The organism is Flagellimonas sp. 389, assembly GCF_018449435.1.
GTDB lineage: Bacteria > Bacteroidota > Bacteroidia > Flavobacteriales > Flavobacteriaceae > Flagellimonas.
Genome location: NZ_JAHCMU010000012.1, coordinates 38,045 through 57,790, shown reverse-complemented (window position 1 = coordinate 57,790; position 19,746 = coordinate 38,045). Strand labels below are relative to the sequence as shown.

Genomic DNA, 19,746 nt, shown 5'->3' with positions numbered 1-19,746 from the left:
TTGGTAATACGGGTGGTTTTTAGCTATTTTTGCAAAAAATAAATAGCTGCATGTTATCAGTATCTAACTTATCCGTTCAGTTCGGGAAAAGAGTTTTGTTTGATGAAGTAAACGTAACGTTCACTCATGGAAACTGTTATGGAATAATCGGTGCCAATGGTGCTGGAAAATCAACATTTTTAAAAATTCTATCAGGTCAAATAGACGCAACCTCTGGTAATGTGCATTTAGAACCCGGAAAACGTATGTCCATTTTGGAGCAAAACCACAATGCTTACGACGAGGTACCTGTGCTGGAGTCCGTGGTAATGGGAAATAAACCATTATTCACCATAAAAAAGGAGATTGATGCACTTTATGCGGACTATACCGATGAAAATGCCGATAAAATTGGAGAGCTGCAAGTACAGTTCGAAGAAATGAACGGATGGAATGCTGACAGCGATGCAGCGGCACTTTTGTCAAATTTGGGAATTTCGGAAGACCTGCACTATACCCATATGGCAGATATGGATTCCAAATTAAAGGTAAGAGTATTGTTGGCACAGGCACTTTTTGGAAATCCGGATGTACTGATAATGGATGAGCCGACCAATGATTTGGATTACGATACCATAAATTGGTTGGAAAACTTTTTGGCCAATTATGATAACACAGTTATCGTTGTTTCGCACGATAGACATTTTTTAGATGCCGTTTGTACGAGTATTGCAGATATCGATTTTGGCAAAATCAATCTATTTTCTGGGAATTATACATTCTGGTACGAGAGCAGTCAACTAGCAGCACGCCAGCGTGCGCAACAGAACAAAAAATCTGAAGAGAAGGCCAAGGAGTTGCAAGAGTTTATACTGCGTTTTAGCGCCAACGTAGCCAAGAGCAAGCAGGCTACATCTCGTAAGAAGATGTTGGACAAATTAAAGATTGAAGATATAAAACCTTCAAGCAGAAGATATCCTGCCATTATTTTTGAACGTGAAAGAGAAGCTGGTGATCAAATTTTGAATGTTGAAAAACTAGCAGCTACATCCGAAGATGGCGATTTGCTGTTCCAAGATGTGAGCATAAACCTTGCTAAAGGTGACAAGGTTGCTATTATTTCCAAAGATTCTAGGGCCACTACAGCGTTTTATGACATCATCAATGGAAAAATTAAAGCCGATAATGGGTCTTTTCAATGGGGAGTAACAACAACACACTCTTATTTACCAGCTGATAACGCTTCGTTCTTTCGGGAAAATATCAATTTGGTGGATTGGTTACGTCAATGGACTAAAACCGAAGAAGAACGTGAAGAAGTTTATGTAAGGGGGTTTTTGGGAAAAATGCTGTTTAGCGGGGAAGAGGCATTAAAAAAGTGTACTGTACTTTCTGGAGGGGAAAAGGTACGCTGTATGTTGAGCAGAATGATGTTATTACGTGCAAACGTGCTACTATTGGATGAACCTACAAATCATTTGGACCTAGAGAGTATCACGGCATTCAATAATTCCCTAAAGAACTTTAAGGGTACCGTTTTACTGACAACCCATGACCATGAATTTGTGAATACCGTAGCGAACAGAATTATTGAACTAACACCAAAAGGTACAATCGACCGGTATTTGACATTTGATGATTATATGTCCGATAAATCAATCAAAGAGCAACGTGGCAAAATGTACCAAATGGCGGTAGTTTAATCAACTAAGCATTAAAATATTTGCTGTTCCAAATAGCAGGGTTAAAATTCTTGCCAAGGGCGAAGCCATAAAATATTACCACCGAAGCGATACACTTGAACATAAAGAAATAAATAATCCAAAATTCTGCTGAGGAATTACTTTTGGAAAATAGGCCATTTGGCACCATAAGAGTAACTAGATAGCTTATTAAAAAGACAAAGGAGGCTAGATTGACTATATTCTTGAATGGCCAAACCAATAATTTACGCATAGGATGTAAATCATTGCCCCACTTGTGAATCAAGTAAAAATAGTCATTGCCAATTGGGGCAAAAAGCAAAGGGTCATCCTTGTCTTCTAATTTAAATAACTTAGAGGGAGCCATGATTTTAAATCCTTGTATCTCTATATTATGGGCGATTTCCAATTCTTTTATTTTGGAAATTCCTTTTTCAGGAATCTTTCCTTTAAAATATCTGCTGTCCAAAAATCGAAGTCTGTAATCAATACAGATTTGTTTGATCTGATCTATATGATAAATGCGATCAGTTTTTAAGAGATTAAAATCAAAATTGTTGGCAGTAGTAGTCTTTTTTGAATTGAGGGTCGCTGTAATAACAGCTTTGGAAGAGTTATCCTTTCGCAGGATTCGTTGTACTTCTTCTAAAATCTCATGTTCTTTTTGGTGTTTTTCCCGAAAGGCATGGAGTTCCCTCTCAATGTTAGTGTTTTTAAATATCATGTTTTCTTTTCTTAGCAATCAATCCAAAGTTAATAAAATGTATTCCAGATTACTATGGGAGAAAAAAATCAAAAAGTTAACATTTTGTTAAATTCGATATCTGTAAATAAATAGATTCGTCATTCAAACGAAAAGAAGTATCTTACCGATGATTTTGACACTTAATCGTGTTTTAACATAATTGAAATTAACATTTTTAGGTTGTCCCAAATTAAAATACACTAAATGAATCCCCCACAATTAAGAGTTCTTTTCAGTTGTTTTTTTCTGCTTACCTTTTGTATTTCTGCGCAAGATTCTGCGCCCTCAGAAGCCAAATCAATTACGCAGAACACTAGTGAATCTGACCATCATAAAACATTGTTGGCAGCTGTTAAGGCTACCGAAATGGAAGATATCTTGGATAAATCTGGACCTTTTACGGTCTTTGCGCCTTCTGATGCGGCATTTGCGAAATTCTCGAACAAAAAAATGCAGCAACTTATCAATTCCAAGGACAAAAGTGATTTAAAATCTTTGCTGACCTATCATATAGTAGCAGGTAATTTAACTGCCTCTAACATATTAAAGGCAATGTGCAGGGGAAAAGGAAAAGCCAGCTTCACTACTATTCAAGGGAAAAAACTTGTTGCCCACATGGAAGGGTATGACATTGTTTTAACAGACCCAGTAGGAAACACTGCTAGGATAACTGTTGCAGATGTGAACCAGAAAAATGGTGTAATACACGAGATTGATAGTGTTATTCTACCTTCTCAAATGTAATCTACTAGCGCAATTCGGCGCCAAGTTCTTTTTGGTAACGACCCAACAACTTGGACATTATTTTATCAATTTGCTTATCGGTCAACGTCTTTTTCTCATCTAAAAGCGTGAAACTAACTGCATAGGATTTTTTTCCTTCAGGAAGGTTATCACCTTTATACACATCAAATAGATTAACTTTTTTAAGCAGATTTTTTTCAGTGTCCCATGCTAAATCATACACTTGACGATACGTGATATTCTCGTCCAATTGTAGTGCAAAATCTCGTGAAACCTCTGGAAACTTTGGTATCTCTTTAAAAATGATATTTTGTCTATTAAGGCATTCCATAATGGTATCCCATTCAAAATCCGCAAAGAAAACGTCTTGTTTTATATCAAACTGCTTCAAAATGGCTTTACTTACCAATCCATATGTTCCAATGGTTTTTCCACTTTTAGTGCATAACAATCCTTCAGCAAAGATGGCATCGGTATAGGGTTCCGTTACAACTTCTTTTAACCCCAACCTATCTAAGATTGTTTCTACAGTCCCTTTGAGAAAGAAAAAATCAGTTTTAGTAGAATTAGTTGTCCAATTTATGTCATTTTTGTTTCCTGAAATAAAAATAGATAAATGTTGCTTCTCTTTATTGTCGTCACCTATTTTATGGTAGGTTTTTCCAAATTCAAACAGTTTTAAGTCCGTTTTTTGCCGATTGTTATTATAGCTGACCGTTTGTAGACCGGAGAAGAGCATTGAAGTCCTTAATACCGATAAATCTGTGCTAAGTGGATTGATCATCCGAACGGCTCCATTATCATTTTCAGATACATTTCCGTTTGCAGCTACTAGGCTATTGGTCATAATTTCGTAAAACCCCTGTGCCGCCAATAGATTGCCAATAACATTTTGAACTCTATAGTTCTCATATTTAGAGGAGTTAGCTATAGAAGCGTTGAGCTTTTCTTTATGATCTATATTATTGTAACCGTATACCCTTAAAATTTCCTCGATGACATCCACTTCCCGCTCTACATCAACTCTGTAGGATGGTATAGTTAACCCAAGTCCGGATTCGGTGACATTATTTACTTTGATTTCTAATGAAGATAGTATCGATTTTATAGAATCTCTAGGAATTTCTTGCCCTATTAACGAATTGATTTTGTCAAAGGTCAAAAAGACCTGTCTCTCGTTAGGTTTCTTTGGGTATAGGTCAACTACTTCTGAGCTAATGTCACCACCGGCAATTTCCTTTATTAAAAGCGCTGCCCTTTTTAATGCATATTCTGTATTGTTGATATCGATACCGCGCTCAAACCTAAAAGATGCATCGGTATTTAGGCCATGTCTTTTTGCCGTTTTTCTTATTGAAACGGCATCAAAATAAGCACTTTCAAGAAAAATTGAAGTCGTATATTCAGTAACACCAGAATGAATTCCCCCAAATACCCCCGCAATACACATGGGTTTTTCACTATCACAGATCATTAAGTCGTCCTCGTGCAGTTCCCGTTCCACTTCATCCAAAGTTTTAAACTTTGTTCCCTTGGGCAAGGTCTTCACTTCAATTTTACTGCCTTTTATTTTGGTAGCGTCAAATGCATGTAATGGCTGGCCTAGTTCGTGCAATACGTAATTAGTAATATCGACTATATTGTTGATAGGGGATAATCCAATCGCCTTCAACCTATTCTTAAGCCAGTCCGGCGAATCTTGAACAATGATATTACTGATGGTAACTCCACAATATCTAGGTGCCAATTCGCTGTTCTCAACTTCAACATCTATTTTTAATGACCTGTTATCTATAGAGAAATTACTAGTTGATGGCGTTACCAGTTGTTTTTGGATTTCTCGCTGTTCCAGTCCGGCTTTTATATCCCGTGCAACACCAAAATGGCTCATGGCATCTGCACGGTTTGGCGTAAGTCCAATCTCAAAAACTTCATCATTTTCAATCTCGAATACTTCTGCGCAAGGAGTGCCAGGTTCTAGAGTATCGCTTAGAACCATGATACCATCATGACCCTCACCTAGACCGAGCTCATCTTCAGCACAGATCATCCCTTGGCTTTCTTCTCCTCTAATCTTTCCTTTTTTTATTTTCCAGGCTTCACCATCTTTGGTATACAATGTAGTGCCAATAGTGGCAACAGGAACTTTTTGACCAGCAGCTACGTTTGGGGCACCACAAACAATTTGCAACGGAGAAGCTTCCCCAACATCTACTGTAGTTAATTTGAGCCGATCAGCATTGGGATGCTGTTCGCAAGTGATTACGTGTCCTACCACCAGGCCGTGTAATCCTCCCTTAACTGATTCAAAGTTGGAAATACCTTCGACTTCAAGCCCTAAGTCGGTCAGTAACTCTCCGGTTTTATGCGAATCCCAGTCAATTTCCAAAAATTGCTTCAACCAGTTATAAGAAATCTTCATACTCAAATTTAAAGTCGACAAATATAAAACAATAGCGCAACAGATTCAACGTAAAATGTTCCATACAATAGTGTTAATGTAAGTTTTGGGTCGTATTTTAGTTTTTTTAGATAAACCTCTTGGATTATGAAAAGAATTTGGTTGTTCTTGTTTGGCTTGATTTTACTGTTAACCTCGTGCAATGAAGAAAAAAAAGAGCTTAAAGCTGGTGATTGGCTTGCAGAATTACAAGTTTCCCCTTCTGAAGCACTTCCGTTTAATTTTTCACTTGTAAAAGAGGAGGATGAGTTGTATGTGATGCAAATGTACAATGCCGAAGAGGTGGTAACTGTGGATGAAATAAAGGTATGGAATGATTCCATCCTAATTCAAATGCCAATTTTTGAAGGATACGTTTCAGGAACTTTTACAGAAAATGAAATAAATGGAAATTTCATTAAGGAAAGTTTGGATAGAATTGTACCCTTCACGGCCAAATTTGGTGGAAAAGATAGGTTTGAAGTAGCCTCCGATGCAACAACCAATATCTCTGGGGTTTGGGAGGTGAATTTTGAAGAGGGAACAGAAAATGAATATCCTGCAAAGGGGATCTTTGTTCAAACCGATAATAACGTGAAAGGTACGTTTAGAACAAAAACGGGAGATTATCGCTATTTGGAAGGCGTAATCTCGGGAGATATGCTTAAACTCTCCACGTTTGACGGGGCACATGCATTCTTGTTCACCGCTAAAGTAACCGACAGTTCGTTGCAAGGTAAATTTTATTCCGGTAACCATTCTATTGAAACATTTGCGGGAAAACGCAATGAAGGATTTGAATTGCCAGATGCCAATAGCTTGACTTTTTTAAAAGAGGGCTATGATAATCTTGATTTTTCATTTCCAGATGAAACCGGTAAAATGGTAAGTCTTGCAGATTCCAGATTTGATAAAAAGGTGGTATTGGTACAAATTATGGGAACATGGTGTCCAAACTGTTTGGATGAAACCAAGTTTTATGTTGATTTTATAAAGAATAACCCAGACTTTGATATCGAATTTATTGCACTTGCCTTTGAATATGCAACAACAGAAGAAAAGGCGTGGAACGGAATAAGAAGACTAAAAGATAGAGTAGGAGTAGAGTATCCTATTTTACTTGCGCAGTACGGAACGTCCGATAAGAAAAAGGCCAATGAAAAACTTCCTATGTTGAACCACGTGCTATCCTATCCAACAACTATTTATATTGACAAAGAAGGAGAGGTAAAAAAAATACACACAGGGTTTAACGGACCAGCTACGGGCGATAAGCACGAGGCGTTTAAAAAGGAATTTAACAATACAATTAAAAAACTTAGCGAAGAAGAAGCTAAATAATAGTTGATTTTCCTAAATCGATATTTTCATCGTTCATATTGAAATCATCTTCACTATCCACGATATTGTCTGCAATAAAATCACCCACTTGTTTGGTGCCGTATTGACTCTTATTGTCCAAATCTTGGGTGACCACCCCCTTTTTTAACGATTTATCTACAGCTTCGCGTACCGCCATGGCTTCTTCAAAAAGACCAAAATTTTCCAATAGCATAGCAGCAGAAAGAATCGAGGCAATAGGGTTTGCAATATCCTTGCCTTTTGCTTGTGGATAAGAACCGTGTATGGGTTCGAACAAGGCATTTTTATCCCCAACGGATGCAGAAGCCAAAAGTCCGATTGATCCCCCGATTACACTTCCTTCATCAGAAATAATATCACCGAACATGTTTTCGGTCAAAATAACATCAAATTGGCTGGGGTTCAGAATGATTTGCATTGCCGCATTGTCCACAAATAGAAAATCCAAAGATACTTCTGGATAACTCTCACCAATACTGGTGACTACTTTTCTCCAAAGTCGAGAAGATTCCAAAACATTGGCCTTATCTACAAGCGTAAGTTTGTTTCTCCTGTTTTTTGCTGCTTTAAAAGCTAAATGTGCTATTCGCGAAATTTCTTTTTCTGAGTATTCACACAAATCAGAGGCTACGGTTCCTTCTGCATTCGTCTTTTTCTCTCCAAAATAGATTCCTCCGGTAAGTTCTCGATATATGATGAAATCCGTCCCTGCAATGATTTCCTTTTTTAAGGGAGAATTATCGATAAGGGTTGGAAAAACCTTTACAGGTCTTATATTGGTATACAGCCCAAGTTCTTTGCGCAATTTTAATAGTCCCTGCTCTGGTCGAACCGTAGCCTCGGGATTGTTATCATATTTTGGGTCACCAATAGCTCCGAATAGGACTGCATCAGCCTCCTTACATAGCTTTAGGGTTGTATCGGGTAGCGGATTTCCCTTTTTGTCGATAGCGATAGCTCCAACAAGTGCCTCTTTATACACAAAATGGTGATTAAAGGTTTCTTCAACCGCTTGTAAACATTTTACTGCTTGATCTAACACCTCTGAACCAACACCATCTCCCGGAAGCAAAGCTATGTTTAGATTCATCTAGTACAATTTGATGATTAATGCAAAACGTTAAGCAATGCTCTTGATCGAGATATTGCTAGCTTCAACAATTTGATGGATGTCATCGTCCAAAATCTCTTTTTTACGGTCTGCAAATTCTAAAAAACTCTCGTACACAACGTCCAATTGTAATTTGGTCAGCTCGTAACCTATATTTTTCGCACGGTATGCCAAAGCGGCACGACCACTTCTTGCGGTCAAAACTATTGATGATTCTGTGACCCCAACATCTTCTGGGTCCATAATTTCGTAAGTTTCGCGCTGTTTTATAACCCCATCTTGATGGATTCCAGAACTGTGGGCAAAAGCATTTGACCCCACTATTGCTTTGTTGGGTTGCACCGGCATTCCCATTTTTTGAGAGACCATTCGGCTTGTATCGAACAGCAGTTTACTATTGATATCGGTATCTAAATTCAGGTAAGGATGCTGCCTTAAAATCATGACCACTTCTTCTAAAGAAGTATTTCCGGCACGCTCTCCAATACCGTTAACGGTACATTCAATTTGTCTTGCGCCATTGATTACCCCAGAAATTGAATTGGCTGTTGCCAGACCAAGATCATTATGACAATGGCAGGACAGAATTGCTCTATCTATGCCTGTTACATTCTCTTTAAGGTATTTCATTTTTGCTCCGTACTCCTCAGGTAAACAATACCCGGTTGTATCTGGAATGTTGAGCACTGTAGCACCGGCCTTAATGACGGCTTCGCAAATTTGTGCCAGAAAAACATTATCGGTACGCCCGGCATCCTCTGCATAGAATTCTACATCTTCCACAAAGGATTTTGCATAGGCCACGGCATCTACTGCACGTTCTATTATTCTTTCTCTTGTTGAGTTGAATTTATATTTAATATGGGAGTCCGATGTTCCAATTCCGGTATGAATCCTTGGTGTTTTTGCAATTTTAATCGCTTCGGCAGCTACCTCTATATCTTTTTTTACAGCCCGGGTCAAACCACAGACGGTTGCGTTCTTGACCAACTTTGCAATTTCATGGACAGATTTAAAATCACCAGGACTAGATATGGGAAAACCAGCTTCAATAATATCAACGCCAAGCTCGTCCAAGCGTTCGGCAATGACCAATTTTTGTTTTGTATCTAATTTACAGCCAGGAACCTGCTCGCCGTCCCTAAGTGTGGTATCAAAAATTTGTACCTTATCTTTACCCATTATTTGTGTCAGTTTTAGCTAAGCTTTACGAAGATAGAATAGGAGTTGGCAAGATCTAAAAAATGATAAAAATCATTACAACGTTAAATTGTATTTCATATAATGTAAAATATTGAAGAACAACACGTTAAATTATATTTTTTACGATGACAAATACCCATAAAGACGCCTTATTTGTTTTAATTAAATCTCTTTCAAAATCAGAAAAACGCCAGTTTAAGCTGTATGTAGGTCGTTTGGGTGTAAATACTGATGCAAAATTTTTGGCACTTTTTAATTTGCTCGATAAGATGCGGACCTATCATGAACAGCAGATTTTAGAAAGTGGGATTGTAAAAAAATCACAATTATCTAACTTAAAAGCGCACTTATACAAACAAATATTGGTGAGCTTACGATTGAATCCGGTAAACCAGAATATTAGGGTACAGATACGTGAACAATTGGATTTTGCTACCATTCTTTATCAGAAAGGATTGTATAAACAAAGTCTGAAAATTTTGGACAAGGCAAAGAACTTCGCTATTGAAAATGAAGAAAAGAATGTAGCCTATGAAATTGTAGAGCTCGAAAAGATAATTGAAACCCAATACATTACAAGAAGTATTCCCGATCGTGCAGATGAGCTTTCTGTTCAAGCAAAAGAACTTTCTGCACACAATGTAATGACCAGTAAGTTATCCAATCTATCGCTTCAATTGTATGGAATGATGCTAAAAGTTGGATATGTGCGCAGTGATGAGGATTTGTTGAGCGTACAGAATTACTTTGATGCCCATCTACCTTCATATGACATCGATAAGCTTGGGTTTAGGGAAAAATTATGGCTCTATAAGGCACATTTATGGTACAGTTTTTTGACTCAAGATTTTTTATCATCGTACCGATATGCAAGTAAGTGGGTAGACCTTTTCTATGACAATGAAGAGATGATAGCATTGAACCCGGTCTTCTTTTTAAAAGGCAACCATTATCTTTTAGAGTCGTTGTTTTTTGTGAAGTATAGTTCGCAGTTTAAAGAAACTTTGACAAAAATGGAGGAACAGGTAAACAGTCCAAAGTTTCCCCAAAACGATAATATTACGTCATTGGCGTTTTTGTACATCAATTCCAATAAACTCAACCAGCATTTTTTGGAGGGAACCTTTGGTAAGGGATTATACCTTGTCAATATTATCGAATACGGCATCAAAAAGCATAGTGATAGGATTGATGAGCACCACATTATGCTTTTGTACTATAAAATTGCTTGTCTGTATTTTGGAAATGGTGACAACAAAAATTGCATCGCTTATTTGAAGAAAATTATCTTGAACAAGAACCTAAAAATGCGAGAAGATTTAATGTGCTTTGCAAGGGTTCTAAGTTTGGTCGCTCATTATGAAGCTGGAATGGACTATCATTTAGAAGTACAATTAAAAAGTACCTATAAGTTCCTATTGAAAATGAACGATTTGCATGCCGTTCAAAAGGAGATGATCAAATTTTTGCGTAGTCTAGGGGATATCTACCCAAGTGAATTGAGAAACGAGTTTCAAAAGTTGTACAATGAGTTGAAAAAATATGAAGACCATCCTTATGAGAAAAGAGCTTTTCTTTATTTGGATATTCTTTCTTGGCTGGAAAGCCATCTACAAAATAAACCGGTAGGGCAAATTATTCGAGAAAAAGCATTGGCCATTACTCGTTAAAGACAGGTGTTCCAGATGGGGTCGTTAGGCGGATTTGCAACAATTTGGATAGCCTCCTTTTTTACAGGGTGTTCAAATTCTAGGCTTCTAGCGTGCAAGTGTATGCCGCCATTCCTGTTGCTTCTGTCCGCGCCATATTTTAAATCCCCTTTTATAAAGCTTCCCATTTTTGCTAATTGCGCCCTTATTTGATGGTGTCTTCCAGTCTTTAAATCAATTTCCAAAAGAAAATAAGTATCGAGCTTTTTAAGGGTTCTATATGCCAAAACAGCCTTCTTACTATCTCGCACCTCTTTTTCATGAGCATAAGATTTGTTTTGTTTTGGATTGCGTACGAGCCAATGTGTCAAAACCCCTTCTTTGGCATTAGGAGCTTTTTTGACTACTGCCCAATACGTCTTTTTGGTTTTTCCTTCGGAAAACAATTTGTTCAATCGGGGTAGAGCCTTAGAGGTTTTGGCAAATAGAACAATACCGGATGTTGGTCGGTCCAAACGATGTACGACTCCTAGGTACACATTGCCTGGTTTGTTGTATTTTATTTTCAAATATTCTTTTACAACTTCGCTCAGGGGAGTATCACCGGTCTTATCCCCTTGTACTATATCACCAACTTTTTTGTTTATTACAATGAGGTGATTGTCCTCATGTAGAACGGTTAAATTAGATGGATTCGATTGTTGGACAGTTGGATTGTTGGATGTATGCAAAATAAGCTTCACTTTAAGGTTGATTTAAACTTGGAAGTCATTTTAATAATGGAATTTAAACTGTCCAAGAGTTCTTCTAATTTCTTTTTTTCTATGAATTTTAAATCAAGTGAAATTAAAAGTTGAGTTTCGATTTCATACATTGAACCAATAGCTATCTCTAAAAATCTTGAAAAATCTTTTTTTTGACGTTCTGGAGCAGCCTTCTGCAATATTTGAAGGTATAGAAACCGAAGCTCTTCTGAGTTGGTTGGTAATCCCAAATTTTTCAGAATCTGGGAAATAAGAAGTTATTTGATAAATCTCTGAACAAAACGCCCTACTTTTTTTCCAAATTTCCAAATCCTTAAAACGATGCATTTTGCTTTTCTCTAAAATTCCAACAATCTAAAATTCCAATAACCTAATATTAATACTGCTCTTCCTCATTAGGAAAATCCTTGCTTTTTACATCATCCACATATTGCGAGATGGCACTGCTCATTTCTTCGTAAAGATTCATGTACCTACGCAAAAATCTTGGGTTGAATTCGTGAGTCATGCCAAGCAGGTCATGAACAACGAGCACCTGTCCGTCTACGCCGTTTCCTGCACCAATACCAATAATGGGAATAGAGACACTTTTGGCAACTTCTTCGGCCAGGTTTGCCGGTATTTTTTCGAGTACAATACCAAAACAACCCAGTTTTTCCAACATTTTGGCATCTTCTTTTAGTTTTTGGGCTTCATGCTCTTCTTTTGCCCTTACAGTATAGGTGCCAAATTTATAAATGGATTGGGGAGTAAGTCCCAAATGCCCCATTACAGGGATTCCAGCACCAATAATCCGTTTTACGGACTCTTTGATTTCCGCACCTCCTTCAACCTTAACGGCATGCGCACCACTTTCCTTCATAATCCGAATGGCGGAACGCAGCGCTTCTTTAGAGTCACTTTGATAGCTGCCAAAAGGAATATCAACAATAACCAATGCCCGTTTGGCAGCTCTTACTACAGAACTGGCATGATAGATCATTTGGTCCAATGTGATGGGCAAGGTAGTTTCATGGCCTGCTATCACATTACTTGCAGAATCGCCTACTAGGATAACATCAACATTGGCAGCATCCACGATTTTCGCCATGGAATAGTCGTACGAAGTGAGCATAGAAATTTTTTCGCCGTTCTGCTTCATTTCTATCAAAGACTTCACTGTGACTCTTTTGTACTCTTTTTTTGCAACTGACATTTTGGTTTGGCTTTTAATGCCTAAATGTAAGTAGATTTGTTTAATTTGTGAGGTTATAAAACAACAACAAAATGAAATGTTCTATCCTTTTTTTTGTATTTCTACTTTTATTCGGCAAAGCAAATGCGCAAGAGTCTGATTCTTTAGAATTGGATAAAAAAGCAGTTAGGACAGTAATCGAGACTTTCTTTGAGGGATTTCACAAACAGGACTCCACTATTATAAAAAGTACAGTAGCGGAGAACGTTATTTTACAGACTACGAGTCGCAATCAGGATGGAAAAACACAGTTTAGAAGCTCGGAGTTCTCAAAGTTTCTTGCGTCAATCTGTAGTATCCCTGATAGTATAAAGTTTAAAGAAAAATTGACTTCTTTTTCTATTCAGGTAGATAGGACAATGGCCAATGCGTGGGTGGGATATGAATTTTGGCTAAGGGAGGAATTCAGTCATTGTGGTATCAATTCTTTTCAGCTAATTAATTTTGAAGGAGACTGGAAGATTGTTTATTTAATCGATACCCGTGGTAAATCTGGCTGTTTTGAAGAATGATACTTTTCCTTGCGGGATATTAATTTAATGAAAGCTTCGTTATACCTTGTAATTGATTGTAAGCCGTGATTATGAAGTTATTAGTTTGGCCTTTATTCCTCATTCTTATTTTTGGGTGTAAGCAAAAAACCGAAAGACCTGTTAGACAAGACAAATTACTCGTAATAAATGATAAAGTTGAAGAAGAGGGTTCCACGACCTTATTTTTCCCTGACTATGGGATTTATTTTGATAATTGGCCAGAGCATTGGGTAATGTCCAATCATGGAAAAGGCTGCGCTGCCCAGAATAATTATGCAGGATTCATTTTTGGGACACCTTCAACAATGGTTGGGACTTTTGAACTTTATAAAACAGACGATTTTACTTTTGATTATTTTTCTTCATTTGATGTGAAGGAAAGGGAAGTGATATGGAATAAAAATATAGACTTGGAATTAAGTGCGGTCGATGGAGGGAAAGTTGGGATTAAATTTTTCAACTTGGATCATAAGTATGAGAAATGGGTTTTAGAAAATGTATCCATGCTCCCTGCAGTTGATGATAATACAGTAATTAAGGAAGTGGAAATTCCCTATTTCCCTATTTACATACCAAGAAAAAGACAGCGCATAAGTCTAATCTTGGGCTTCGACGTATTAAGGCGTGAATCAAATATTTTTGAGGTTACTTTTAAGAATGAAACTACCGGTTTAGGTACAAGTTGTTCGCTTGCCACTAACGTCAATGGCAAAGTAACTACTTCTTTGGGGGCATCGAATGTCCCATTCTCGATAGGGGATAAAATTTCTATTGAAGCTAAAGAGGAAAAAACCTCTTGGCATATAATACGTAAACGTGATATGATTTCGGTAATAGAGCATAAAGACGGTCAAAAAAATGGCCTTTACGACATTCCCATTTCAAAAAATTACGAATGGAGTTTTTATGCGAGGGAAGATTAATAACGGCAAGCAAACTTTTTTGAACAGTTTTTATTGCAATTCCTTTATAATCAAGTCTGAACCAGAATAGCTATCGTCTTTGAGTTCGTGCCAATGCCGTATTCTTGGAATTTTGATTCCATCGATTTCAATTATTCCTTCAAAATAGATTCTATCACCTTTTTCAGGCTTATTTGGAAAAACAAGGTCTACACCTTTTAAGGTCATATCCGTTTTAGAGATATATACATTCCAGAACTTTGAAATAATGGCATCTTTGAGTTCGATTTCTACTTTATAGCAACTCTCATCATTAAAATTACTGTTTGAAGTTTGGAGAACACTTCCAATCATATTCTCCAAGGACATGGGTAATCCATATAACAGTTTATAAAAGTTTTTATAGCCAATATTTCTTGAAGCATCCAACCTGTATTTTTTTATCAGAACCGTATCTGTTTCTACCTTTCCATCCAATAGTACAATACTATTTCCATCACTTTCAATAATATGCTTTGAAATATGGGTCTCTCTGTTTCTAGTCAGTTCAAATGTATTTTTGGAGTTATCCAATTTTAAAATAGAATACCTGTGCGGATTTGAGATACGGGGTTCTTGAATATGGAAATTTAGACTAGCTGCCTTCCATTTATCCAGAGAATCGTGAACGGTCATAGCTTTTTCTAGAATTGATCTACCATGAAGTTTAGGTTCTTGTCCATATCCAAACGAAAGTGTAAGTAGTAGTCCAAAAATCAATAATCGCATATACCTTCTATTTTATGATTGTTAAATGTATGTTTTTATAAAGGTCGAAATAAAAACTTAACAACTTTTTAATAATTGATTTTAAAGGACTTATATTCTAGTTGAGTCTTTAGTGAAGCGCTTTTTGTTGTAAATTATATATCCAAATTCTTTTTTCTTGATATCAGAATTTACGTGATTGTTTTTTAGCCAAGATTTAAATCGGAACGTTCATATCTCACAAATCCGTCTTCCGTTGGTAGTTGCTTTTTTAACAACCAGTATTTTTTTGCGTCCTTTAAGGTTTTTCCCTGATTGTCTTCCAAAAAATCACGGGTGTATTGGGCATACATATTGTTATTGGCTATCTTTCTTTTGAAATTGGGATCGTCCTTTCGCTTTTCAAGTTCTGTCCATTTTTTGACCGCATCTTCCAACGCTTTGCCCTTGCTGGCTTTCACCCAATCCATAAAATCGCTGTGACATTGGAACTTAGCTCCAATCTGACTTTTCATAAAGTTTCTAAAATTGGGTCCAAAGGAAACATTATCGGTGATTTTTGTATCCAGTGTAAGTTCAGATTTTGCCCAATTGAATTTAGATGTCGTCTTTTTTCGTTTTGGGAGCGGTTTCATTTTTCCTTTATTATCCAAAGCGAACATGATTCTATCACGTAGCTCAAACTTTCTACCGACTATAGGCAAGCTTGCACGTTTGCAGATTTCTACAAGCTCTTCTTTTAGCCAATACCAATTATTGAATTCGGCTCCAGATTTTATGTTTTCGAAATCAGGTCGTTTCATCTAAAATGCCAATGTTTATTGCAATATAGAATCTTCCGTTGAAAGTGTACTTATTAAGAAGTTGGTAATGATAAAGAGTACTAATTTCAACAATCGCTAAGGAACACACCAACGGCAAGTCCTCCCTCAGAAGTTTCTTTATATTTTGAGCTCATGTCCTTTGCAGTTTCCCACATAGTATTGACAACCTTATCAAAAGGTACTTTTGCTTCTTTTGGATCAGTTTCTAGCGCAAGTTCAGCAGCATTAATAGCTTTTATGGCACCCATAGAATTACGTTCAATACAAGGCACTTGTACCAACCCCCCGATAGGGTCACATGTTAGCCCTAAATGATGTTCCATGGCTATCTCTGCCGCTACCAAAACTTGTTCAGGTGTTCCGCCCAATAATTCGGTCAAAGCTCCTGCGGCCATTGCAGAAGAAACTCCTATTTCTGCTTGACATCCACCCATAGCTGCAGATATTGTTGCCCCTTTCTTAAAGATACTGCCTATTTCGCCCGCAACGAGCAAGAATTTCTTAATATGCTCAAAACCGGCATCATGATTCTCAATGACCATATAATACATTAAAACAGCGGGAATAACACCCGCACTTCCATTGGTTGGAGCTGTGACCACTCGTCCTAACGAGGCGTTTACTTCATTTACACTGAGGGCAAAACAACTGACCCATTTCAAAATCTGCCTAAATTTAACCTCGGTTTTTCGTATGGCTTGTAACCATTCTTCTGGATTGGAGTAGGGGACATCTCCTTTTAGTTTCCCGTGCATTTCAAAAGCGCGTCTGCGTACATTTAGGCCACCAGGGAGTGTGCCCTCGGTATGGCATCCCAAATACATACATTCCAACATCGTATTCCAAATTCGCTCCAATTCCAAATCAATTTCACTTGCCGACCTTAGTGAAAGTTCATTTTCAAGAACAACTTCAGAAATAGGTGTACCTTTTTCATGACAGAAACCGAGTAGCTCTGTACCAGTTTTTATGGAACACGGAAAAGTCTTGAATACTGCATTTTTTTCTTTGGAGACTATTCGTTCTTCCTTTACTACAAATCCACCACCAATAGAATAGTAAGTTTCAAAAGAAGAACTTCCGTCATTAAAGACTGCTTCAAATTGTAACGCATTGGCATGGAAGGGTAAAAATTCTTTTTTGTAGACAATATCTTCTGTAAAACTAAAAGGGATGGTTCGTGTTCCTCCAAAAACAAGTTTTTTATCTGTTTTAATTTTTTCAATTAATTCCCCTATGCTTTCTGTCGGTACCATTTCCGGGTCACTGCCCAGTAGTCCCATTACAACGGCAATATCGGTAGCATGGCCTTTGCCTGTCAACGATAAGGAACCGTACAAGTGAACTTTTATACCCAGTACCGAATCAAAAATCCCTTGTTCTTTAAGTTCGTTTATCCAGCGCTCAGAAGCCCTCCATGGGCCTAAAGTATGGGAGCTAGATGGGCCCACACCGATTTTGAGCATATCAAAAACACTGATACATTCCATTGATTAGATTTCCTTCAAATATAGTGCGGGGAAAAATATAAACCACGAAAAACTAGGTTAGAAATACGAGGTTAGAACAGCAGAATACAAAGTAGGAAAAATTTTTGTCAATGGATGTGGGTCTCGTTTGAGAATAGTGTTGTACCAATAATGAAAGACGAATTGTTGAAGTACGAAATAAAGGGGTAAAACAAAAGTTTTAAAAGATGGAAATAATTAGTTGCATCAGCATAAAAATGATTTTTTCACTGACCACTGACCACTGACCACTGACCACTGACCTGTCACCTTGTCATATTCTTTGGCATGGCATGATCATTGACATTTGTTGTTTGAGAAAAAAATAAATTTACAATAGATATAACTTTAGATACAATGAGCAAGATAATAGGTATAGACTTGGGTACGACCAACTCCTGCGTTTCCGTTATGGAGGGTAACGAGCCCGTCGTAATTCCAAATGCTGAGGGCAAAAGGACTACTCCCTCTGTTATTGCATTTGTGGAAGGCGGTGAAATTAAAGTTGGTGACCCAGCAAAGCGACAAGCAGTCACAAATCCGCATAAAACGATATATTCCATAAAGAGATTTATGGGAAATAAGTTCTCAGAGTCTTCAAAAGAGGCCAATAGAGTTCCTTATAAAGTAGTGAAGGGCGATAATGATACGCCACGAGTTGATATAGATGGACGTTTGTACACTCCCCAAGAATTATCTGCCATGATTCTTCAAAAAATGAAGAAAACGGCGGAAGATTATTTAGGACAAGATGTTACCAGAGCGGTAGTTACCGTACCTGCATATTTTAATGATTCACAAAGACAAGCCACTAAAGAAGCTGGTGAGATAGCTGGATTGACCGTAGAACGAATCATTAACGAGCCTACTGCTGCCTCTTTGGCTTATGGTTTAGATAAGAAGGACACTGATCAAAAAATAGTAGTTTTTGATTTTGGAGGTGGTACGCATGATGTTTCCATCCTGGAATTAGGTGATGGTGTTTTTGAAGTATTGGCAACAGACGGTGATACACACTTGGGAGGTGATGACGTTGACCAAAAAATAATTGATTGGTTAGCAGAAGAGTTCAAGAAGGACGAGAACATGGATTTGCGTGAAGATGCCATGGCATTGCAGCGTTTGCGTGAGGCTGCCGAAAAAGCAAAGATTGAATTATCTTCTTCTGCGCAGACTGAAATCAATTTACCATATGTAACAGCAACTGCTTCTGGACCCAAGCACTTGGTAAGAACTTTGTCAAAAGCCAAGTTTGAACAACTAATAGATGATTTGGTAAAAAGAACGATAGCGCCTTGTGAAACTGCTTTAAAATCTGCTGGACTATCCAAGAGCGATATTGATGAAATTATCCTTGTTGGTGGTTCTACAAGGATTCCTGCGGTTCAAGAAGCTGTTGAAAAATTCTTTGGTAAAAAACCTTCAAAAGGTGTGAATCCTGATGAAGTTGTAGCTGTAGGAGCGGCAATACAGGGAGGTGTTTTGACCGGAGATGTAAAAGATGTCTTGTTATTGGACGTTACCCCACTTTCTTTGGGAATCGAGACAATGGGTAGTGTTTTTACCAAATTGATTGAATCGAATACCACAATCCCAACAAAGAAATCACAGGTATTTTCTACTGCTGCGGATAACCAACCTTCGGTCGAAATCCATGTACTGCAAGGAGAGCGACCAATGGCTGCGGATAATAAAACGATAGGGAGGTTTCATTTAGATGGTATTCCACCAGCGCCAAGGGGAACACCTCAAATTGAGGTTACTTTTGATATTGATGCCAATGGTATCATAAAAGTATCCGCAACGGATAAGGCCACAAACAAAACGCAGGATATCCGTATTGAAGCTTCATCTGGATTGACCGAAGAGGAAATCCAAAAAATGAAAGCTGATGCTGAAGCAAATGCCGAAGCAGATAAAAAGGTAAAGGAAACTGCGGATAAGTTGAACGAGGCAGACGGAATGATTTTCCAGACTGAAAAGCAGTTAAAGGAGTTTGGCGATAAACTGTCCGATGATAAGAAAAAACCAATTGAAGATGCTTTAGAAGAGTTGAAGAAAGCTTACGAAACCAAGGATTTGGCTTTAATTGAGCCTGCTTTGGAGAAAATCAACGAAGCTTGGAAAGTTGCTTCTGAAGAAATGTACAAAGCCCAAGCGGAAAGTGCACAAGCTGGAGGTGAACCGGCAGGTGATCCTACCGCCAATGGTTCAGCAGGTGATAGTACTGCTGAAGGAGACAATGTTGAAGACGTAGACTTCGAAGAAGTAAAGTAACAGCATTTTAATAGAAATGAA

18 protein-coding genes are annotated in these 19,746 nt (G+C 37.7%); 7 read left to right on the top strand and 11 right to left on the bottom strand.

Going from position 1 to position 19,746, the window contains the following annotated elements:
- Positions 1 to 50: 50 nt before the first annotated feature.
- The gene (locus KIM67_RS11615; protein WP_213831544.1) at positions 51 to 1,682 is read left to right on the top strand and encodes an ABC-F family ATP-binding cassette domain-containing protein; all 1,632 of its coding nucleotides are present in this window, start codon (positions 51 to 53) and stop codon (positions 1,680 to 1,682) included.
- 4 nt (positions 1,683 to 1,686) lie between these two features.
- On the opposite strand, the gene KIM67_RS11610 is transcribed toward KIM67_RS11615, so the two are convergent.
- Entirely contained in the window at positions 1,687 to 2,406 is a 720-nt protein-coding gene (locus tag KIM67_RS11610; protein WP_213831543.1) for a hypothetical protein, read from the bottom strand.
- Between the two features lie 225 nt (positions 2,407 to 2,631).
- Between KIM67_RS11610 and KIM67_RS11605 the strand changes: the two genes are divergently transcribed.
- Positions 2,632 to 3,171: a fasciclin domain-containing protein gene (locus tag KIM67_RS11605; RefSeq protein ID WP_213831541.1), complete on the top strand. Its 540-nt coding sequence runs from the start codon at positions 2,632 to 2,634 to the stop codon at positions 3,169 to 3,171.
- A gap of 4 nt (positions 3,172 to 3,175) precedes the next feature.
- Here the strand turns inward: KIM67_RS11605 and pheT are convergent, their stop codons facing one another.
- Positions 3,176 to 5,593 carry a phenylalanine--tRNA ligase subunit beta gene (pheT, locus tag KIM67_RS11600; RefSeq protein WP_213831539.1) on the bottom strand — a complete coding sequence of 806 codons (2,418 nt, stop codon included), beginning with the start codon at positions 5,591 to 5,593 and terminating at the stop codon, positions 3,176 to 3,178.
- 126 nt (positions 5,594 to 5,719) lie between these two features.
- Here pheT and KIM67_RS11595 point away from each other — a divergent pair, with 126 nt between their 5' ends.
- On the top strand, positions 5,720 to 6,952 hold the full coding sequence (locus KIM67_RS11595) for a peroxiredoxin (RefSeq protein WP_213831537.1): 1,233 nt from the start codon (positions 5,720 to 5,722) through the stop codon (positions 6,950 to 6,952).
- On the opposite strand, the gene leuB is transcribed toward KIM67_RS11595, so the two are convergent.
- Entirely contained in the window at positions 6,945 to 8,063 is a 1,119-nt protein-coding gene (gene leuB / locus KIM67_RS11590; protein ID WP_213831535.1) for a 3-isopropylmalate dehydrogenase, read from the bottom strand. The two genes, KIM67_RS11595 and leuB, sit on opposite strands and share 8 nt — an antisense overlap.
- Positions 8,064 to 8,093: 30 nt before the next feature.
- Entirely contained in the window at positions 8,094 to 9,266 is a 1,173-nt protein-coding gene (locus tag KIM67_RS11585; RefSeq protein ID WP_213831529.1) for a 2-isopropylmalate synthase, read from the bottom strand.
- Positions 9,267 to 9,412: 146 nt separating this feature from the next.
- On the opposite strand from KIM67_RS11585, the gene KIM67_RS11580 reads away from it, so the two are divergent.
- Complete coding sequence (locus tag KIM67_RS11580) at positions 9,413 to 10,957, top strand: hypothetical protein (RefSeq protein WP_213831528.1); 1,545 nt, start codon at positions 9,413 to 9,415, stop codon at positions 10,955 to 10,957.
- Here the strand turns inward: KIM67_RS11580 and KIM67_RS11575 are convergent.
- From KIM67_RS11575 to panB, 4 genes are read right to left on the bottom strand one after another with little or no spacing between them, the layout of a single operon-like run.
- Positions 10,954 to 11,679 (bottom strand): RNA pseudouridine synthase, encoded by a 726-nt coding sequence (locus KIM67_RS11575; protein WP_298869057.1) that lies wholly within the window; start codon positions 11,677 to 11,679, stop codon positions 10,954 to 10,956. The two genes, KIM67_RS11580 and KIM67_RS11575, sit on opposite strands and share 4 nt — an antisense overlap.
- The gene (locus KIM67_RS18800) at positions 11,676 to 11,810 is read right to left on the bottom strand and encodes a four helix bundle protein (RefSeq protein ID WP_313788439.1); all 135 of its coding nucleotides are present in this window, start codon (positions 11,808 to 11,810) and stop codon (positions 11,676 to 11,678) included. The genes KIM67_RS11575 and KIM67_RS18800 overlap by 4 nt, the downstream gene beginning before the upstream one ends.
- Positions 11,803 to 12,027 carry a four helix bundle protein gene (locus KIM67_RS18795; protein ID WP_313788438.1) on the bottom strand — a complete coding sequence of 75 codons (225 nt, stop codon included), beginning with the start codon at positions 12,025 to 12,027 and terminating at the stop codon, positions 11,803 to 11,805. Before KIM67_RS18795 ends, KIM67_RS18800 begins: the two co-directional genes overlap by 8 nt.
- A 49-nt stretch (positions 12,028 to 12,076) precedes the next feature.
- The gene (gene panB, locus KIM67_RS11565; protein ID WP_213831526.1) at positions 12,077 to 12,895 is read right to left on the bottom strand and encodes a 3-methyl-2-oxobutanoate hydroxymethyltransferase; all 819 of its coding nucleotides are present in this window, start codon (positions 12,893 to 12,895) and stop codon (positions 12,077 to 12,079) included.
- 71 nt (positions 12,896 to 12,966) lie between these two features.
- Between panB and KIM67_RS11560 the strand changes: the two genes are divergently transcribed.
- A complete protein-coding gene (locus tag KIM67_RS11560) occupies positions 12,967 to 13,446 on the top strand; it encodes a nuclear transport factor 2 family protein (RefSeq protein ID WP_213831525.1) in 480 nt (159 codons plus the stop codon).
- Positions 13,447 to 13,517: 71 nt separating this feature from the next.
- Positions 13,518 to 14,390, top strand: coding sequence for a hypothetical protein (locus KIM67_RS11555; RefSeq protein ID WP_213831524.1), 873 nt, complete (start codon positions 13,518 to 13,520; stop codon positions 14,388 to 14,390).
- Positions 14,391 to 14,420: 30 nt separating this feature from the next.
- Here KIM67_RS11555 and KIM67_RS11550 read toward each other — a convergent pair whose 3' ends face one another.
- From KIM67_RS11550 to KIM67_RS11540, 3 genes are all read right to left on the bottom strand, one after another.
- Positions 14,421 to 15,137, bottom strand: a complete 717-nt coding sequence (locus KIM67_RS11550) for a DUF6503 family protein (protein ID WP_213831523.1) — start codon at positions 15,135 to 15,137, stop codon at positions 14,421 to 14,423.
- Between the two features lie 185 nt (positions 15,138 to 15,322).
- Positions 15,323 to 15,919 (bottom strand): DUF6434 domain-containing protein, encoded by a 597-nt coding sequence (locus tag KIM67_RS11545; RefSeq protein ID WP_213831522.1) that lies wholly within the window; start codon positions 15,917 to 15,919, stop codon positions 15,323 to 15,325.
- An 86-nt stretch (positions 15,920 to 16,005) separates the two neighbouring features.
- Positions 16,006 to 17,430, bottom strand: a complete 1,425-nt coding sequence (locus KIM67_RS11540; RefSeq protein ID WP_213831521.1) for an L-serine ammonia-lyase — start codon at positions 17,428 to 17,430, stop codon at positions 16,006 to 16,008.
- Between the two features lie 375 nt (positions 17,431 to 17,805).
- On the opposite strand from KIM67_RS11540, the gene dnaK reads away from it, so the two are divergent.
- A complete protein-coding gene (gene dnaK, locus KIM67_RS11535) occupies positions 17,806 to 19,725 on the top strand; it encodes a molecular chaperone DnaK (RefSeq protein ID WP_213831518.1) in 1,920 nt (639 codons plus the stop codon).
- Positions 19,726 to 19,746: the final 21 nt, after the last annotated feature.

Coding starts and splice junctions, on each gene's coding strand:
- KIM67_RS11545 (WP_213831522.1), bottom strand. CDS start 15,919: ATGAAACGACCTGATTTCGAAAACATAAAATCTGGAGCCGAATTCAAT.
- KIM67_RS18795 (WP_313788438.1), bottom strand. CDS start 12,027: ATGCATCGTTTTAAGGATTTGGAAATTTGGAAAAAAAGTAGGGCGTTT.
- KIM67_RS11595 (WP_213831537.1), top strand. CDS start 5,720: ATGAAAAGAATTTGGTTGTTCTTGTTTGGCTTGATTTTACTGTTAACC.
- KIM67_RS11560 (WP_213831525.1), top strand. CDS start 12,967: ATGAAATGTTCTATCCTTTTTTTTGTATTTCTACTTTTATTCGGCAAA.
- pheT (WP_213831539.1), bottom strand. CDS start 5,593: ATGAAGATTTCTTATAACTGGTTGAAGCAATTTTTGGAAATTGACTGG.
- KIM67_RS11550 (WP_213831523.1), bottom strand. CDS start 15,137: ATGCGATTATTGATTTTTGGACTACTACTTACACTTTCGTTTGGATAT.
- KIM67_RS11615 (WP_213831544.1), top strand. CDS start 51: ATGTTATCAGTATCTAACTTATCCGTTCAGTTCGGGAAAAGAGTTTTG.
- KIM67_RS11585 (WP_213831529.1), bottom strand. CDS start 9,266: ATGGGTAAAGATAAGGTACAAATTTTTGATACCACACTTAGGGACGGC.
- KIM67_RS11540 (WP_213831521.1), bottom strand. CDS start 17,430: ATGGAATGTATCAGTGTTTTTGATATGCTCAAAATCGGTGTGGGCCCA.
- KIM67_RS11605 (WP_213831541.1), top strand. CDS start 2,632: ATGAATCCCCCACAATTAAGAGTTCTTTTCAGTTGTTTTTTTCTGCTT.
- KIM67_RS11610 (WP_213831543.1), bottom strand. CDS start 2,406: ATGATATTTAAAAACACTAACATTGAGAGGGAACTCCATGCCTTTCGG.
- KIM67_RS18800 (WP_313788439.1), bottom strand. CDS start 11,810: ATGTATGAAATCGAAACTCAACTTTTAATTTCACTTGATTTAAAATTC.
- KIM67_RS11555 (WP_213831524.1), top strand. CDS start 13,518: ATGAAGTTATTAGTTTGGCCTTTATTCCTCATTCTTATTTTTGGGTGT.
- panB (WP_213831526.1), bottom strand. CDS start 12,895: ATGTCAGTTGCAAAAAAAGAGTACAAAAGAGTCACAGTGAAGTCTTTG.
- dnaK (WP_213831518.1), top strand. CDS start 17,806: ATGAGCAAGATAATAGGTATAGACTTGGGTACGACCAACTCCTGCGTT.
- KIM67_RS11580 (WP_213831528.1), top strand. CDS start 9,413: ATGACAAATACCCATAAAGACGCCTTATTTGTTTTAATTAAATCTCTT.
- leuB (WP_213831535.1), bottom strand. CDS start 8,063: ATGAATCTAAACATAGCTTTGCTTCCGGGAGATGGTGTTGGTTCAGAG.